General features: G+C 59.3%; 17 protein-coding genes. 7 read left to right on the top strand and 10 right to left on the bottom strand.

The genetic code is table 11. From position 1 onward, the window contains the following. Position 1: 1 nt before the first annotated feature. From OH686_RS08755 to OH686_RS08780, 6 genes are read right to left on the bottom strand one after another with little or no spacing between them, the layout of a single operon-like run. Positions 2 to 2245, bottom strand: coding sequence for an ATPase, T2SS/T4P/T4SS family (locus tag OH686_RS08755; protein ID WP_289537810.1), 2244 nt, complete (start codon positions 2243 to 2245; stop codon positions 2 to 4). 9 nt (positions 2246 to 2254) lie between these two features. Then, on the bottom strand, positions 2255 to 3385 hold the full coding sequence (locus tag OH686_RS08760; protein WP_289537812.1) for a sensor histidine kinase: 1131 nt from the start codon (positions 3383 to 3385) through the stop codon (positions 2255 to 2257). Further along, entirely contained in the window at positions 3369 to 4046 is a 678-nt protein-coding gene (locus OH686_RS08765) for a GTP-binding protein (protein WP_289537814.1), read from the bottom strand. The genes OH686_RS08760 and OH686_RS08765 overlap by 17 nt, the downstream gene beginning before the upstream one ends. Next, positions 4039 to 4584 carry a response regulator gene (locus tag OH686_RS08770; RefSeq protein WP_289537816.1) on the bottom strand — a complete coding sequence of 182 codons (546 nt, stop codon included), beginning with the start codon at positions 4582 to 4584 and terminating at the stop codon, positions 4039 to 4041. Before OH686_RS08770 ends, OH686_RS08765 begins: the two co-directional genes overlap by 8 nt. Further along, positions 4585 to 5937 (bottom strand): response regulator c-di-GMP phosphodiesterase, NosR family, encoded by a 1353-nt coding sequence (nosR, locus tag OH686_RS08775; protein WP_289537818.1) that lies wholly within the window; start codon positions 5935 to 5937, stop codon positions 4585 to 4587. It abuts the gene before it with no gap. Then, positions 5934 to 7214, bottom strand: a complete 1281-nt coding sequence (locus OH686_RS08780) for an ATP-binding protein (RefSeq protein WP_289537820.1) — start codon at positions 7212 to 7214, stop codon at positions 5934 to 5936. The genes nosR and OH686_RS08780 overlap by 4 nt, the downstream gene beginning before the upstream one ends. 142 nt (positions 7215 to 7356) lie before the next feature. On the opposite strand from OH686_RS08780, the gene OH686_RS08785 reads away from it, so the two are divergent. The 6 genes from OH686_RS08785 to OH686_RS08810 all read left to right on the top strand — a co-directional run bounded on the left by OH686_RS08785 (position 7357) and on the right by OH686_RS08810 (position 12554). Then, positions 7357 to 8049, top strand: coding sequence for a DUF6901 family protein (locus OH686_RS08785; RefSeq protein ID WP_289537822.1), 693 nt, complete (start codon positions 7357 to 7359; stop codon positions 8047 to 8049). A gap of 353 nt (positions 8050 to 8402) precedes the next feature. After that, the gene (locus OH686_RS08790) at positions 8403 to 9899 is read left to right on the top strand and encodes a sensor domain-containing diguanylate cyclase (RefSeq protein WP_289538890.1); all 1497 of its coding nucleotides are present in this window, start codon (positions 8403 to 8405) and stop codon (positions 9897 to 9899) included. A 21-nt stretch (positions 9900 to 9920) separates the two neighbouring features. After that, positions 9921 to 10289, top strand: coding sequence for a response regulator (locus OH686_RS08795; RefSeq protein WP_289537824.1), 369 nt, complete (start codon positions 9921 to 9923; stop codon positions 10287 to 10289). Between the two features lie 1171 nt (positions 10290 to 11460). After that, positions 11461 to 11730, top strand: coding sequence for a hypothetical protein (locus tag OH686_RS08800; protein ID WP_289537826.1), 270 nt, complete (start codon positions 11461 to 11463; stop codon positions 11728 to 11730). 150 nt (positions 11731 to 11880) lie between these two features. Then, positions 11881 to 12018 (top strand): PSPA7_2676 family Cys-rich small protein, encoded by a 138-nt coding sequence (locus OH686_RS08805; protein WP_289537828.1) that lies wholly within the window; start codon positions 11881 to 11883, stop codon positions 12016 to 12018. A gap of 218 nt (positions 12019 to 12236) precedes the next feature. Continuing rightward, on the top strand, positions 12237 to 12554 hold the full coding sequence (locus OH686_RS08810) for a hypothetical protein (RefSeq protein WP_289537830.1): 318 nt from the start codon (positions 12237 to 12239) through the stop codon (positions 12552 to 12554). Between the two features lie 84 nt (positions 12555 to 12638). Here the strand turns inward: OH686_RS08810 and OH686_RS08815 are convergent, their stop codons facing one another. Both OH686_RS08815 and OH686_RS08820 read right to left on the bottom strand, forming a co-directional pair. Further along, complete coding sequence (locus tag OH686_RS08815) at positions 12639 to 13235, bottom strand: NADPH-dependent F420 reductase (RefSeq protein WP_289537831.1); 597 nt, start codon at positions 13233 to 13235, stop codon at positions 12639 to 12641. Positions 13236 to 13246: 11 nt separating this feature from the next. After that, a complete protein-coding gene (locus OH686_RS08820; RefSeq protein ID WP_289537834.1) occupies positions 13247 to 13999 on the bottom strand; it encodes a 3-oxoacyl-ACP reductase family protein in 753 nt (250 codons plus the stop codon). A gap of 110 nt (positions 14000 to 14109) precedes the next feature. Here OH686_RS08820 and OH686_RS08825 point away from each other — a divergent pair, with 110 nt between their 5' ends. Beyond that, complete coding sequence (locus tag OH686_RS08825; RefSeq protein ID WP_289537836.1) at positions 14110 to 15048, top strand: LysR family transcriptional regulator; 939 nt, start codon at positions 14110 to 14112, stop codon at positions 15046 to 15048. Between the two features lie 180 nt (positions 15049 to 15228). Here OH686_RS08825 and OH686_RS23235 read toward each other — a convergent pair whose 3' ends face one another. After that, entirely contained in the window at positions 15229 to 15798 is a 570-nt protein-coding gene (locus OH686_RS23235; RefSeq protein ID WP_354005283.1) for a Mov34/MPN/PAD-1 family protein, read from the bottom strand. Further along, entirely contained in the window at positions 15741 to 17420 is a 1680-nt protein-coding gene (locus OH686_RS08830; protein WP_289537838.1) for a HesA/MoeB/ThiF family protein, read from the bottom strand. The genes OH686_RS23235 and OH686_RS08830 overlap by 58 nt, the downstream gene beginning before the upstream one ends. Positions 17421 to 17434 lie beyond the last annotated feature (14 nt).

The raw sequence follows: 17434 nt of genomic DNA on the forward strand, positions 1-17434 counted from the left end.
TCTATTCCTGCAGGTCCTGCGGGCCGAGCAGGCGCAGGACTTCGTCTATGGTGGTGAGCCCCTGGTGGATCTTCTCCCGGGCATCGTCGAGCAGCGTGGTCATGCCCTGTTCACGCGCGATAGCCTGCAACTGCATGGCACCGACGCCCTGGGCAATGGCATCGCGCAAACGATCACTCATGGTCAGAACCTCGTGAATACCGACCCTCCCGCGATACCCCTGATTGCACTGATTGCATCCCTTGCCCTGGAAGAACTGCATATCCGGCGCCAGGAACTCCGCACCCAAACTACGCAGCCGCGCTTCACTGGGTTGCGTAGGCTCTTTGCAGTTAGGACAGATGCGACGCACCAGGCGCTGGGCGATGATTGCTTCCAGGGCCGAGGCCAGCACATAGGGCTTCAGGCCCAGATCGAACAATCGTGCAATGGTCGCCGCCGCCGAGTTGGTGTGCAGGGTGGAGAACACTAGGTGGCCGGTCAGCGCGGCATGGAAGGCCACATCGGCGGTTTCCTCATCGCGGATCTCGCCGAGCAAAATCACGTCCGGGTCCTGCCTCAGGATGGCCCGCAGCACGCTGGCGAAGCTCAGGCCGATGCGCTCGCGAACTGGCACCTGGCCGGCCAGGTCAACGTGGAACTCCACGGGGTCCTCGATGGTGACGTAGTTCTTTTCCGACGAGGCCTCGTGCTGCAGCAGGGCGAACAGGGTAGTGGTCTTGCCACTGCCAGTGGGCCCGGTGGCGAGAATGATGCCCTGCGGCTTGTTCACCACATGCAGCAGGCGGCGCAGGTTGTGCGGAGACAGCCCCAACTCCTCCAGTGACTGCGCGGCCGACTGGCGCTCCAACACGCGCATCACGATCTTTTCGCCGTTGATGGTGGGCAACGTGGAGATGCGCAGATCGACGATGCGCATCGGCGTCTTGACGGTGATGCGACCATCCTGAGGGCGCCGTCGCTCGGTGATGTCCAGCTCGGCCATGACCTTGATCCGTGACACCAGCGGCATCAGTAGCGCGCTGGGAACCTGAATCTTGTCTTGCAGCACGCCATCGATGCGGTAGCGCACCACCACATGCTTGGTGCGCGGGTGGATGTGGATATCGCTGGCCCTCAGGCGCAGTGCCTCGAGAATGATGGCATTGACCAGACGAATCGTCGGCGGCTCCTCCGAGCTGCCCAGCAATTGCTCCAGGCTTTCGGCACCGCCATCGTCATCGAGGACGATCTCGATGCCTTCGTAAGGGTCGCTGCTACCGACCACGGTAGCAATGTCTTCAAGCCTCTCCGAGTCGCCGAACAGCTCGCCCAGCTTGGCCTGCATCTGCTGCAGATCGCACAATAGTGGGTGGATGCTGAGCCCGGTCATGAAACCCAATTCGTCGATCAACCCCTGGTCCAAAGGGTCGGCCATGGCCAGGCGCAGACGCTTGTCGAGCACACGCAGCGGTAGCACCAACTGGCGCATGCACACGCTTTGCGGAATCAGTGACAACAGCGCCGGGTCAACCTCGAATTCACGCAGGTCGATCTCCTCGAACATCAGGTCCTTGCGCAGCAGCTCATGGATCTTCTGGCTGTCGATCCAGTCGTGTTGCATCAACTGGCGCAGCACCGGCGTCTTGTGAACCTGCATTTCCTTGTGCAGCTGCTGGATCTGCTGGGCGTTGAGCAGACCTTTCTTGTGCAGCAGGATGGCCAATTGGCTGCGGTTGGTCACACTGAGCTTGGCCAGGGTTTCCAGATCGCGGTGCTGCTTCTGATTCTGCTGTTCCAGCGCCCGATTGCGCTGCTGCAGCGCGTATTGCTCGAGCGCCAGGGCGATGGTCAGCCGCAGATCATCGTCGTTCCAAGGCTTGAGGATGAAACGGTAAACCGCCCCATCCCTGATCGAGCCCATGACAGCCTCGGTATTGGCATGTCCGGTGAGCATGATGCGGATGGAGTCGGGCCAGCGCTCGCGCACCTGCGCCAGCAGCTCGCTGCCGTTCATCTCCGGCATCATGAAGTCGCTGATGATCAGGTGGATGTCCTGGCTGGCGAGTATCTTCAGGGCCTCGATGCCATTGCGCGCGAAGTGCAGCTGGTAGTTTTCGCGCTGGAACACCCGGCGCAGCGCGGCCAGGATGCCCGGTTCGTCATCCACCAGCAGCAGCTGATAAGGCGTCTCGGGCTGCGCATCCACGGCCTCCCCTGCGGGGGCCGCCTTGCCGAGGAACAACGATGCGTAGTGCTTGGCCACTTCAGCTCCTTACCGACACAGAAAGCGCAGGGTCACGCGCGTTCCGGCATCTGGCTTGCTGCGCACGAGGATCTCTCCACGATGCGCCGTCATGATGTCGCGCGCCACGCTCAGGCCCAGCCCGGTGCCGGAGCCCACCGGGCGCGTGGTGAAGAAAGGATCGAACAGGCGCTCCAGGTTCTCGCTTGAAATGCCGCAGCCGTTGTCCTCCACCAGGACTTCGCTGCAGCCACCCTCGCCCACCCGGCTCGTGATGCGAACCCGGCCATCGGCGGCAATCGCCTGCGCGGCGTTATCCAGAACGTTGTACAGGGCCTGGGAAATCTTGGCCGGATAGCCCGCCAGCTGCGGCAGAGGAGCCAGGCGCTGCTCGATCGTCAGCGCATGGTTGAACTCCGCCTCGACCAGGTGGCAGGTGCTGGCGATCAGCTGGTTGAGATCGCAGGGAACGAAGTCTTCCTGATCGATATTGGAGAAGGTCTTCAGGTCGGCCACTATCGCGGCGATACGCTGCGCACCGCTTAGCGACTCCTGCAACAGCGCGCGAAAGTCCTCCAGCACAGCCGCGATGGATTGTTCCGCGGGCAATTTGCCGCCCAGCTCATCGAGGTACTCGTCGGCCACGCGCAGATTGCTGGCGATGAAGCCGATCGGGTTATTGATCTCGTGGGCTACCCCCGCGGCAAGCTGGCCGATGGCACGCAGGCGCGCGCTCTCGTAGAGCTGTTGCTGGGTATCCTCGATCACCCGCACCTGTTCGCTCACACGCAACTGCAGCTGCTCGGACAGCTCCCTGTAGCGCGCCTCAGACTCCTGCAGCGCCGCATGCTGGCGCTGCAGCTCGGCAAAGCTGGCCTCGGTGGTGTCATGGTGCAGGCTGGCGGCCAGGCGGTACTTGGCCACGTAATACAGAATGAACTCCACAAGACGCGCCGCCGGCGCCTGCCGAGCCGGCGCCGCCGGGCAGCTCAGCCAGGCAATGGTCTCCAGATTGAACTCCACCGGCTCCGCTCCGGCGCAGGCCTCGGCCTGCAGTCCGAAGCCATCGACACACAGGCCCTGCAACAGGCCGAGCAGGCGTGCACGCCGCTCATCGTCGAGCAGATCGCTCAGGCCCGGATCATCATCGAACCTGCGCATGCGCGGTACCACCCAGACTGCTGAGGTGTCGGACAAAATCATCCCGCGACAGGCCTTCGCGCTCGGCCAGCTGAAACTCGGCATCGAGGCGCGGATAGAGGCGCTGCAGCAGCTGGCGAAAGCTCTCGACCACTCCTACTCCATTGAGCGCCGAGGCCATGCTCAAGGGCGCCCAGGGCGTCGCCGCCCAGCGCGCCTGCAGCTCAGCCTCTTCCACAGCCCCGGGCACATCACGCTTATTGAACTGCACCACCAGCGGCAGCTGTTCGATATCCATGCCCAGCTTCTGCAGGCTGTCGGCCAGGTTATCGAAGGCATTGGCGTTGTTATCCTGCTGCGCCGGTTGCGAATCGGCGACGAAGATCACCCCGTCGGCACGCGACAGCACGGCCTTGCGAGTGCTGTCGTGCTGGACCTGGCCGGGAACGGTGTAGAGTTTGAGGCGCAGATCGAGGCCGGTCGCGCTGCGCAGGCCAATGGGCAATACATCGAAGAACAGGGTGCGGTCGTCGCGGGTCTCGAGCACCATCAGCTCGCCTTTGCGCTGCGGCTGCAACAATGTGTGCAGCTGCATCAGGTTGGTGGTCTTGCCGCTCAATGCCGGCCCGTAATACACCACCTTGAGCATCAGCTTGCGCTCAGGCGCCAGGTACTCAGCCATGGCCGCTCTCGTCGTCAACGTCGTCCAGCAGCAAGGCACCGTCTGCGTCGCGCAGCACCCGGGTGATTCCCGGATGCTCCTGCTCCAGGCGTTGCAGCTCCTGGCGCTGACGCTCCAGCGCGCTCTGCTGGTTGCGCACCCGGGCCAGCAGACGCTGGTTCTCCGAGCGCAGCTGATACAGGTCGATGGCCGCTTTCAGCGCCGTCTCGATCTCATAGTCTTCCCAGGGCTTGGACAGGAAGCGGTAGATCTCCGCGCGGTTGATTGCCTGCATCATCGACTGGCGATCGCCATGCCCGCTGAGCACCATGCGCATGGCCTGTGGCTGGCGCTGTTTGGCGAACTGCAGGTAAGTGATGCCATCGAGGCTGGGCATCTTGTAGTCCGAAATGATCACCGCATATTCATGCTCGGTCAGCGCCTGCAGCGCTTCCTGGGCATCGGTGAAAACCTGTACCTCCCAATGATGCGGACGCAGCAAGCGCTGCAGCGCGGCAAGGATGTTCGGCTCGTCATCTACCAACTGGATCTTGATCACTCAGGATACTCCCGTCAGAACACCGGACTCGGCCACGGCTTCGGGCTTACGCACGAACAAGGTGTAGCGCGCGCCCTCGGACGCCTCGAAGGCCGTGAGTTTGTCGATCAGCGGACGGGTCAGAGGCTTGCCCTCGTTCAGCAGCAGCATGCCGTTCTCCGCATAGAGGTTGCGCGCCAGCACCATGCCAGGCTCCAGACGGCGGGTATCCAGCGCGATGATGCTGTTGTCGGCGAGCACCAGGTCGGGGGCCAGGGTGGTGCACAGTTCGATGAAGCAATCGCAGACCTGTGGATCGTAGAGGCGTCCGGCGAATTTCTTGATCAGCAGCAGTGCTTCGTCGCGGCTGAGCTTGCGCTCGAGGATCATGCCGCGCTGCAACTCGATGAAATCCACCGCCAACCGCAGGACCCTCGAGCCCAGTGGAATGGCTTCGCCTTCCAACCGATCGGGGTAACCCTGGCCGTCCCAGCGCTCCTGGTGGCTACGGATGATGAGTCCCGCATCCTGGATCGGTTCGAGCGTCATCAGCAGGCTCTCACCGATTTCCGGATACTTGCGAAAACGCGCCCTCTCCTCCTTGTACAGCAGGTCGGAGGGCCGCGAGAGCAGATGGTCGTTCCAGGTCAGCTTGCCGATGTTGTACAGCGCCGCCGCCATGGCGAGATCGCCGCCCAGGCGGGCGTCCAGTTGATAGTGCTCGGCGTAGGCCTTGACCAATGCGATCACCTGGGTATTGGTCTGACGCTCCTTGCTCAGGCGCTGGGCGACCAGGTTGGAAAACACCTCGGTTGCGGTGATGTAGCTGTTGCGCAACTCCTCGTAGGCGAGGTCGAGCATATCGGCGGTCTGCTGCAGTTCGGCCGTGCGCGCCTTGACGCGCTGCTCGAGGGAAGCATTGAGCTCCTGCAGCTGGCGGTTCTGCTCGAGGGTCAACAGCTCGAGCCGACCGCGCTCACGCTCAGAATGCTGGAAGGCCAGGGCCTGGCGGATGATCAGACGCAGCTCGTCGTCATCCCAGGGCTTACTGATGTAGCGGTAGATCTGCCCCTCGTTGATCGCCTTGACCGTGGTAGTCAGGTCGGCGTAGCCGGTCAACAGGATGCGCAGGCAGTGCGGCCAGCGCTGCTGAACCTGGGTTAGCAGAGTGGCGCCATCCATACCCGGCATGCGCGCGTCGGAAATCACCAGATCCACATGCGTCGACTCCAGCTGCTGCAAGGCAGCCTCGCCACTACCGGCGGTCAGCACCTCATAGGGCTCGCTACGCAATACCCGGCGCAGACTGTTGAGGATGTTCTCCTCATCGTCTACCAGTAGGAGGGTAAGTCTCTCACCGGGCGCAGCCGTCATGGAGAAACCTCCTGCTGCGGCTCGTCCGGCTGTGTTATCGGCAGGTAGATGCGAAAGCGTGTGCCGACGCCAACCTCGCTTTGCACATCGATGCGGCCGTGGTGCTTCTGTACGATGTTGTAGGACAGCGCCAGCCCCAGGCCCGTGCCCTTGCCAACCGGCTTCGTAGTGAAGAACGGCTCGAAGATGCGATTGAGAACTTTCGGCTCAATGCCCTTGCCGGTGTCTTCCACCTCAAGCCAGACCTCGTCCTGCTCGCAGCCGGTACGCAGGGAGATCCGCCCGAACTGTTCGATGGCATGGGCCGCGTTCACCAGCAGGTTCATCACGACCTGATTTATCTGCGATGGAATGCATTCGACCTCGGGCAGTTCACCGTACTCCTTGACCACCTCGGCCTTGTATTTGAGCTCGTTGTTGACCACGTTGAGGGTGGTGTCCAGACCACGATGCAGGTCAGCCGGACGGAACTCCTCTTCTTCGATATGGGAAAAGTCCTTGAGCGCACTGATGATGCGCTTGACCCGGTCTATGCCGTCCTCGGACTCGTGGATCAGCGCCTCCACGTCACTGCGGATGTAGTCGTATTCGAGGCCACGTTTGATCTGGCGCAACTCATCGAGATCGGCGACACCGTCTACAGCATCGATGATCTTCAGCAAGTCACGTACATAGCCACTGAGGGTTTTCAGATTGGAGAACACGAAGCCGATGGGGTTGTTGATTTCGTGGGCCACACCAGCTGCCAGTTGGCCGATGGCCGCGAGCTTCTCGGATTGCAGCAGTTGGCTGTTGGCGGTCTCCAGTTTGCGCAGCAGCTGATCTTGTTCCACCTGCTTGCGACGCAGGGCATTGAGCGCAGATTCCAGGTGGGCACTGGACTTGGCGATGGCGCCCGTGTCGTACATCACCAGGCCGAACAGCGGCTCACCATCCTCACCATCGAAGGGAAAAAACAGCGTGCTCTGCAGGTGCTGGCCCATCTCGGCAGGAGCCTCGCTGCTCAATCTGACCAGAGGTGCCTGCTCCAACCAATGGTTGTAGACGTGAATGCCGCGCTGCCGAGCCAACTCGACGGTCTTGGTGAAGGAGTTCTGGTCGGCATCCGGAAACACTTCCAGAAAGGGGCGTCCGATGGCTTCTGCTCGGTCCTTTCCGCTACGCTGGCTGATGAAGCCGTTCCAGCAGCGAATGCACAGATTGGAATCCAGGACGATGATTCCAAGATCGATCTGCTCGACCAAGGCGCCGAATAACCCTGGGGAAGATTTGTCCATGTTCTACTCCAGATTCATTCCTGATGCAGACCGACTCTGATGTTGTGACTTGATTATGGCGTCAAGATTCGGGCGCCACAAGAAAGTCATGATGGCGATAGGCCATACTCCGAATAACCGAGTGCGGAGGTCAGATTAGCTGATGACACTGGACAGGAATGAAAGTTTTATCCTCTACCGTTTCAGCTTCGCCGATGGCCAGGTGGTAGAGCACTCAATATTCCCGGCGGGCAGGTCAACGCCCGGCGAGCACGCCGAGTGGACAAGGCTGGGCTTCCACCAATGCCCGCACTGCCCCCTGGCAAACGACGAGGTGGAGCACTGCCCCTTCGCCACAGCGCTCGAAACCCCGGTGCGCTTTCTCGGGGATCGCCTCTCGCACACCGAGGTGGACGTGCAGGTGCTTTATCGCGACCGAGACATCCGACAGCACACGACGCTACAGCGCGCCGTCGGCACCATGCTGGGTGCCGTAGGTGCAACCAGCGGCTGCCCGCATACCGAGTTTCTCAGGGCCATGGCCTGGTTCCACCAGCCGTTCAGTGACAACGACGAAACCCTGTTTCGCGCCGTCGGAACCTATCTGCTTGGCCAGCACCTGCGCGCCATGCACGGGCTGGACGCCGACTGGTCTCTGGGCGGTCTGCGCGAGGCTTACAAGAAGCTTCGGCAGGTCAACCAAGGCATCGCAAAGCGTCTGCGTCACGCAGCCCAGGAAGACTCAAGCGTAAACGGGCTGATACTGCTGGATTTACTTGCTTCTTCAGCACTGAGTGTTTTGGATGAGTACGAAGGCGAGCTAGATGAGTACTTCACTGCTTATTTAACCCAGTAGCGCTAGCGGTATTCCCTTGGCCGGGCTCTACCCCATTAGCACGGATACGTACTATCCGAGCGGAAGGCATTAGGCGGAGTTTTCAAAAGTCCGATACTGGAGCCGAAACCATAAGAGACTTGCCTTGAATGACCGCTCCTGGCCGGTAGCGGGCACCGGTGGCAGGCCCCTATCGGCCAAAAGCAGACGACCAGTCACAAGCGTCGGCAGTCAAAGTGCTATCATTCCAGCACAATTTCAGTGGTTATTGTCAGGGACGACGTTCGATTACTAAATGGGGGTTGCCCTTGCGGCGCTTTCGAATTGGGCTGAGCGTACTCATCGTTTCGCTGTCTGCTTTAACTGCCTTGGGGATGCTCGCTGGTAGCTTCTACGCGAGCTATGACGTACAGCGCCGTCTGCTCATCGAGAACGCTCTCGATTCCAATCACGCCTACGCCACTAAGCTTGCTGTCAGCACCGAGGCTTACCTGCGCTCCGCGTTGCAACAGCTCAACTTTAGCGCTCGACTTCAGGGCCGCTCCTTCGACGACCAGCAAGTTCTTCAGGATGAGGCGGAGCGGTTGCTGCGGCAAACCACGAGTTTCAATTCAGTTGCCGTGGTCGACCGAGCGGGCGTTGTTCGAGCTACCGCGCCTTTCTCCCTGTCGCTTCAGGGAAAGAGGCTCGACTCAGTTGGCGCTCATGAGGCTTTGCGCAATCGCGCTGCCACAGTTTCCTCGCCGTACATGTCGGCCGCCGGCAACCTGGTGGTGTTTATCTCCCAGCCGATCACCGGCTCCAACGGATCGTATCTGGGGTACGTGGGTGGAACGCTTCACTTGAAGCACGACAACACCCTCCGTCAGCTGCTCACCGAGCAAGCTGGCCAACGGGATTCATACGTTTACGTCGTCGACCGCAACAAGCGCCTGCTCTATCACCCGGAACCGGAGCGGGTTGGTACGCTGGTCGCGAACAACGCTCTCGTAGATAACCTGGCCAACGTCTCTGATGGAACTCAGCGAGTTATCAATAGCCAGGGAGTAGAGATGCTGGCGGGGTTCGCCACTGTGCCCACCGCCGGTTGGGGAATCGTTTCTCAACGTCCCGTAGATGAGACCCTAGCTCCGTTGGACGATCTAATGCTCAGAGTCGTGATGAAAACGTTTCCATTCGCGGTCATGAGCTTCGTCCTGGTCTGGTGGATTGCCCGAAGGATCTCGCTTCCCTTAACCCTTATGGCTCAGGGCGCGCCGGAGATTGGGCGTCCTAAGACAGCGGAGCGGATCAAGGTGATCAATGCGTGGTACTTCGAAGCAGAAGAGTTGAAGCGCGCGCTGCTTGTCGGTCTGGAGCAGATGCATGATCGTCTCGGCGAACTCAATCACGAAGCCCAGACCGACCCACTGACTGGACTTAACAACCGCCGATGCATGGAGCTCGCACTCAAGCGATGGAAGGCGGAGCGCAAACAGTTTTCCGTTATTGCGATTGATATCGACCACTTCAAAAGCGTTAACGATACCTACGGGCATGACCTCGGTGACATTGTTCTCAAACGGGTAGCTGAGCTCATTGTCCAACATTCGCGTGAGTCAGACGTGCCCTGCCGTACCGGCGGTGAAGAGTTCAGCATCCTGCTTCCAGGGACTGGGGTCGAAACTGCTTATACGGTTGCTGAGCGGCTACGGGTTGCGGTCGAGTCAACCGAGTTTCCAAGGGTCGGACGCCTGACGATTTCGCTTGGGGTGGCCCAGTCGTCCAGCAACTTCAGCAGCCCCATACAAACACTCAAGACAGCAGATGAGCTTCTTTACGAAGCGAAAAGCTCAGGAAGAAACCGAGTTAGCAGCTGTTCCGATTTGTAGACACGATGTACGGAATTTCTGATGTCAGCTCAGATCAACACGAAACGGCGAGTGCTTCTGGTCGATGACGACCGTATGGTTCGTCTCACCGCCGCCATGCTTCTGGAAGACTTGGGTTACCACGTCTCCGAGGCAGCGTCTGCGCAGGCGGCGTTGAACCTGGTAGATCTCGGATTCATTCCCGAGCTGCTTATCACGGACTTCACTATGCCGCAGAAGAATGGGCTTCAGCTTGCAAAGGAGCTGCGTCAGCGCTTCGCCAACCTACCTGTACTGATCATCACGGGATACGCCAAGGTCGTGCAGGTCGAACTGGAGGGCTTTGAGTTGCTGGAGAAGCCATTTCTTCCTGGCGCTTTGGAAGCTCGCATTTCTGCCTTGCTTCATTAGCCGAGACTCGTAGCTGTTCCCTAGAGAGGGGGCGCATAGGCCATAGCTGGCTCGCCGGAGTGGGATCCAACGGCTTAAGCGACGCGGCACGTCTGTCTTATCGCGGAATCAACAAATCGCTGTCGTAGGCTGTCAGCGTTGGGACTTTCGTGGTTTCCCTTAAAACGGCGAGGCGATGCTGGCTCGGCTCCATGTCTAGGGAGCAATCATTCAGAGCCATTTCCAGAGCATCGGAGATCTTGAACTCACCGCACCTGGGACAGCTTATGCGGTGGTACTGGATTGTCCGATTCACGCTTTTAGCATGCCTCTGGCAAACGGGGCATCGCATGATCTAGCTCCTTTGAGCCTACTTTAAGTCTAGTCTGCGTCAGCTACGGATCCGAGAAAGCGACGAAGAGATACCAAATGCTTTGACTGCGCTTCTCCTGGCACTCCGGTGCTCCACGGTTTCTAAATCAACTGCGGTAGTCGATTAACCCTGGACTCGATCTTGGCCCTGCACGTGCAAACTAATGGAGCTTGCTCTTCGCACCGAGGTCTAACGTGCCGTAGGAGAGGTAAAGGGCCAGTCGAATGTGCAACGGCGTTGAGGTGATCGAGGAGGGCAAGCGCTGGGAGATTTTTGCTCCTAGCCACATCGCGGCATTGCCTGTTTGGATTGGAGGTCGGCTCGAATGGATCACTTGGGGGCGACGCGAGGGTGAGAAAGGAGATCTACCCCAAGGAGGATGGTTAACCGAAGACGAGGCGACAAACACAACTTTTAGATATCAGCGTGGCTTGGTTTATGCGTTGCGCTTTCTTGTCGACGATGCAGAGTCTAATAAGCCTGATTACTGGCGCGGCCAATGGCACGAAGTGCCGGAAGAATACGCTCTAGATTGCATCGTCCTCAGGTTTCGGGGCCAAAGAAGTGCCTACATTGTAACCTTGAACACCACGAGCAAGTCGCCGATGGCCAATGGGCGTTGGCCACATCTAATCCAAGTAATTTATGGTCAGTAGCGATAGTCAGTTGCAGCGGTTCTGCCGCAACTTCGCTTGATTTCTCGGTAGAACGCCGCTGTGATGGAGCTTCAAGTCGCGATGGCTATGCAGTTCCACTATTTCAGTACGCCGAAAGGGGCTCCGGCGAGCAAAGCCTCCAGTGTTTAGGGATAGCGATGGAATGACCACCATCTTCAACAGCTCTGCTGATCCGAATGAGATTGTCGCCGAAGTCCTAAGCAATGGAATTGCAGGCATACGCGGTGCGCAGGTGGAAGTACAAGACAAGGTGGCCGTCGTGCGGTACCTGGTAGATCTGCTGGAGCGCTCAGCCTCAACCTTGATCCTCACGTCAGCCCTTGAGCCTACGCTGGTTTATGTGTACGACAGTGATGCGTACGAAGCGGAAACCGCCAGGCGTCTGGTTGAGGGACGCTTGTCGCAGCAGTAGGCATTGGAGGAAGCGACCCTATCAGTGCCCGACCAACCCCGTTAGATCAAAGGCGCATAAGAACCACGGCGACCGACCGGTTCTGGTGGCAACTTCTCTCCCTCAAGCTCCCTCGAAACAAGAGAGGTAATCAGCTAGACGGGAGGCTCCATGACATTCATATGCTTTTTGAAAGGCTGTGACTGGTGCGAGGCCACGCCAATCAAGATCGGCAGGGAAGTGCTGCTCTGCCAGAGCTGTTCTCGCTGCAACACGTCCCGCTACTTGGCGGAATCCGCACTTACCTAGGCCCCGAACTGCCCACTAAGGAGCCGGCCCAGCGATCAGGAGCTCCTGGTCTGGGCTGGCTCAACGCGCGCAATGTGAGCCAACTGCAAATCGCATAAAACTCGGCGAGACGGCCCTAGCTTAGTGGGCTGCGTGCCGCTATAACACAGGAGAGTTTCGGCTGCGGGGCTCCAAACAGAGCTCTTTCTGAGGGGCGTGGATCGAGAGAAAGGATAGAGATGGAGCCATTAACTCGGGCAACCTTCGAGGTGCCCAACTGGCTTGGTGGTAAAGCGGCGGAACTCGAAGTGGTGTGCCAGCAGGAGAAGCTGCTTCTGGTCACCCTCAGGTTCAATGGTCGGAGCGAAGCCATCCTCTATGCGAACACGGTTATCCAAGGCTTGGAGGATTTAGAGCGGGCCTGTCGTCTCGCAATTTACCAATTGGAGCCACTCAAAAGTGTTCTGAATCGGAGCACCCGAACTGCTCCAAAGGCGATTCCTCTAGAGATGGACGTCCCCCAATACGATGGCATCTTGATGATGCGGGTCAGTTGACCAGTTCAAATCGTCGGGAGCGGTGGTTCTGGTCGATAGCGGTCCGTCTAGATGCGGACGCTTAGAACGTCCGCCAATTGTGGGTCAGCTATGTTTTACTAGATTGAGTGCCGGTAATGGGCCCCCAGGGAATTGCGCCAGGCGCCCTTCGCTTAGGCCACCCAGGTCGATACCGGCGAAACCCAGTCGCTCGATCAACTGGGCCACTTCGGCCTTGGCCTCGGCATCCTCCCCTGAGTAGAACAGCACCCTTCGGCCTCCCTCGGCCGTGGGATCGCCACTTAGCAGCGCCGGTTGCAGGTGGTTGAACGCCTTGACCAAGCGCGCCCCTGGAAGCAGCCGTGAAACCACCTCGCTAGAGCTCTCGCCGCCCAGATCGAAGGGGCTGAAAGTCGGCGCCTCGATTGGATTGTTGGTGTCGACCACGATGCGTCCATTCCAGGGAGGCAGATTTTCTAGCACGGTGGGAATTTTCGACCAGTTCACCGCAAGAAAGACGATGTCCGCCTGGGCGGCTTGCTCCCGGCTTACCGGTATGACTTTTGGCCCCAGTTCGTCAGCGAGGCTCTGCAAGCTCTCCGGCCTACGGCTGTTGGCGATTTCGATCTCAATACCCGCCTTGCTCAGGGCGCGTGCGATGGCGCTGCCTATGGCGCCGGCGCCGATGATTCCAATCTTCATGTCCTTTCTCCTCAGGCGGTGAAACCGCCATCTACCAGCAGCTCGGCGCCGCTGACGAAGGCCGCCTCGGGGCTGGCCAGCCAGGCCACGGCAGCCGCGATATCGCGACCCTCGCCATAGCGGCCGACGGCAATGTTGGGGCGGACGAAATCGGCCACAGGGCCATCCGTCGGGTTCATGTCACTGTCGGTCGGGCCTGGATGCACGGTATTGACCGTGATGCCGCGCGGGCCGAGATCGCGCACCAGCCCGCGACTAAAGCCGGCCAAGGCGCCCTTGGTCAGGGTGTAGGCGGAGGCGGTGGCGAAGGCGGCGTACTGCACCATGGAGCTGCCGATATGAATGATTCGCCCGCCGCGCCCCATGTGCTTGAGCGCCTCCTGGGTGGCGACGAACACGCCAGTCACATTCACCGCGAGAATGCGCTGGAAATCCTCGAAGGCTATCTCCTCCGGGGCGCCGAGTACGCTGATGCCGGCGTTGTTGACCAGAATGTCCAGCCGACTGAACGTGCTAGCGACCTGCTGCACCGCTTTGCGTACCGCCTGCGGGTCACCCGCATCGGCGGCAATGGCCATTGCACTGCCACCGGCGGCAACTATCTCGTCGACCAGTGCCTCGGCCTTGGCCGGCGAGGCGTTGTAGGTGATGGCGACACTGGCTCCGTCGGCGGCCAGGCGTTTGGCGATAGCGGCGCCGATGCTGCGCGATCCGCCGGTGACTAGGGCGACCTGGCCACTCAGGGGAAGATTGACGTTGTTCATGATGCAGACCTCGTGTGGATGGTTGGTGTGCTCATGAAACGCCTTTCGCTTTCCCCGCAGTAGCAGGTAATGACTAGAATCACCTCCAATCAATGATTGAAGGTGCGGTTATGGAGACCTTGGCAAATTTAGAATCTTTCGTTCGCAGCGCCGAGTGCGGTAGCTTCTCCGCAGCCGCACGTCGTCTTGGCTTAACGCCAGCGGCCATCAGTCGTAATGTAGCTAAGCTGGAAACCAATCTCGGCGTACGCCTATTCCAGCGCAGCACCCGGCGTCTGACCCTGACTGAAGCCGGGGAGCGCTTCCTCGGGAATGTCGGCGCTGGGCTGGAAAGCATCCAGGCAGCCGTTGCCGATCTCACCAGCAGCGCCGGTGCCCCGGCCGGCCTGCTGCGCATCTCGGCGGCACCGGCCTTTGGTCGCGACTATCTGCTCCCCCTGATGCCCGAGTTCCTGGCCCGCTACCCGGGAGTCACGCCGGAATGGCATTTCGATAACCGCCAGGTTGAGCTGATCACGGATGGCTTTGATGCAGCTATTGGCGGCGGCATCGAATTGACGCCCGGCGTGGTGGCGCGCGAACTGGCGCCAGCGCATCTGGTAATGGTTGCTTCGCCAGCCTACTTAGCCGGAAGGCCAGCACCACGTCAGCCAGGGCAGCTCGCCGAAATCGACCATTTGGGCATGAGGTCGGCGCAGAGCGGTAAAGTGCGAAACTGGATGCTACAGAACCCCAAGGGCGAGCGCGCGCCGCTGGAGTTGCGCCCGAGGATGCTAGTGAATGATCCGCAGGCGCTATGTCAGAGCGCATTGCTCGGGCTGGGCGTGGCACTACTTGCTGTACCCGATGTGCTGGGCCATTTGCAAAGCGGTGCGCTGCAACGCGTCTTACCTGACTGGTATGTCGATGCCGGCCCCATCTCGCTGTACTTTGCCAGCCAGAAGCTGTTACCGGCCAAGACACGGGCGTTCATTGATCACCTGGCCGAGCACTCCCGTGATCAGAAGTGGGTGAGACGGTTCGATGCAAGGCTAGTGGCGAATAGCTAATGTCCGCTTCTGGCCGATAGCTGCCTGTCCCCAGCGTCTGTTTCGGCCAAGAGCGGGCACTGTTTGGTGTCGATCTTGAGTGCGAGTCGGTGTCGATTAGGCAGGCGAATTAGTGTCGGAACCGATGCGACTACTCCCTTCCGCGACCTGCGATGCGCGTAGTGGCACCATTTGGATGCCTCACCGAATGTTTACCCGATCAGCCTGCGAGTTTGAGATTTCACCTAGTTGGGTCCACTCACGCTTGGGGCCGTCGGACGCAACCCACACCGCAATATTGGGGATCCGACCATGATTGCCAACGATCACCATCAGGTACCGAGATCTATCGCCCTGGAATGAGTCGAGGTATTCCCATGTCGTTTTTTGATCACGACCCGACGGGGACGGCGAGCGCTCGGGGTGTGTGTGCCATAGTCCTACTACATGTCGATTGTGCGTGAACTCGACCTCCCTGTTCCTATCTGATGCCCGTGTGTCCGGGTTCCACGCGCTTCTACGTCGATAGTCCGTGGGATTCGGTCCTGTGGCGGTGGTAATGATCATGCCGTTGGAGTCTGGCTCGGAACTGAATATCTCTCCGCCAGCTTCCGTTTGCCAGATTCTTCGCTGGGCGTGAGCGTACATGTGAAGTAGGGCTTGGTCAGTAAATAGGACGTAGCGGGTATTGTCGGGGTAAAAGAAAATCCTGTTCATGGGAACGGCCGGACAAGGGTCATCCCATCGTGCTCGCGCGCAGATGACGCCCATTCCTTGTGCAAGAGGCCTGGCCAGTGTTTGTCTAAGAAACGTTGTCCGCGGACCCAGCTCCGTACTATGGGATCAAGCGAGTCTGAAGCGCTGTCGATCATCTCCAATGCACACTCGGCAACAAGTGCCACTGCGTGCGCTGCTGCCGCCGCGGTGTAGCTTTGGAATCGGCTACTGCAACCAGGCTCCTGGCGAATTACTTCGCTTGGCCATACCACTGCTTCAAGTCCAGACATTGGATCCTGGGCCCCCTGTAGCCATCTCTGACCTGCCGGTAAAAGGCAGACATGGGCGGCGGCAACATAGGGCTCCATCCACCCAATCAGTACCGGACATGGATGAGTCAATCGGGCCTGTTCGAGTTGAGCCCGTACATCTGGTTCGCCAGTGAGATCTAACACCGCGTCGACATCAGCAAGGGTGTTTTTCTTTAGCCACTCTGCGGTGGTAATTGCATGAGGTATCACTACGGTTGCTGGATAACCAAGATTGATCCGCTGAGCGATGGCATCCGCTTTTGTTTTACCCACTGATTCAGCGCCGAGAAGGTGCCGCCCGATGTTTGCGGAGGACATCGTGTCAGCATCCACAACGGTAATCTGCCCGATTCCTGCTTTTGCCAATTGGTCAATGGAGGGGCTTCCAAGTGCACCAGCCCCCAATACGAGAACGTGCTTTGTCTGACGTGCTTTCACTTCTGGGTGCTGATCTCGTCCGACCGTCCAGTCTGGATCCAAGCGCGACGTCATGAGTGGTAGAGGTTTTCTTAAAGGAGGGAACGTCTTCTTGCCTCGATCCAGCTTGATAACAGTCGGCGGACCGCCGGGAAGAAGATAGGCAAAAGCGAAGTCGGGGGTTCTTAAGAGAGCGACGCGATGTATCTCTCGCCCTCGGCGGCTTTGGCTGCCCTTAAGTCGCAAAAACTCCGCTCTAGGAAGTCGCCCTTTGAGAATGCGATCTAAATCAGATGTGGTGTGTGGCCATGTGGCTGGGATCAATGCATGTGCAATTGGGATGTCCGCGATCAGCACGTTGACACGCTGTGCTGCTGATTGCCCCATGGATTGCACGACGCGGTTTGTAATGCGCAGCTGCTCATCAGCTGCGATGATGATTCTGTTTGGAATGAGAAGCAGACCATTTCTGAGTCTTGCCCTCAGTGGAGGCTGATCGACTGTCCAAACAGCTCGCACCGGGTCTGTGTTCGAGCGTGCTCGAGTTACCTCTATCGCCCAATAGTTCAGGGCTTCCGCTTCAAAGTCCCCGTCAAGATCGCCATTCAACCAGGGCTTTAAGAACTGCTCGAGGTAGGCGTGAAGGAGGAACAAGATCCGCTCTTCTGCCGAGTAGCCAGGACCAGGTCCTGGATCTCCCTTAATGCAAAGCACCCCTGCGCCATCGAGGTGTGGGACGTTCAGCACAGCATCGGGAGACAACTGAACAAAAGCACTGTCATGCTCAGGGAACCCTTTAGGCACACGCAGCTCTGCCCACTTGAACGCCCTTCCTTGCGGGAGCTGCGGCAACAACAACTGGTAGCAAGTAACCCCTGGCTCCCGACTTACAGATGATGGCTGCAAGGCCGGGAACCGCGAACATAAGAATGTCAGATCGAGGCCCATTTATCCCTCGCTGC

The sequence above is a fragment of the Pseudomonas sp. SO81 genome, assembly GCF_030374125.1.
Taxonomy (GTDB): Bacteria; Pseudomonadota; Gammaproteobacteria; order Pseudomonadales; family Pseudomonadaceae; genus Aquipseudomonas.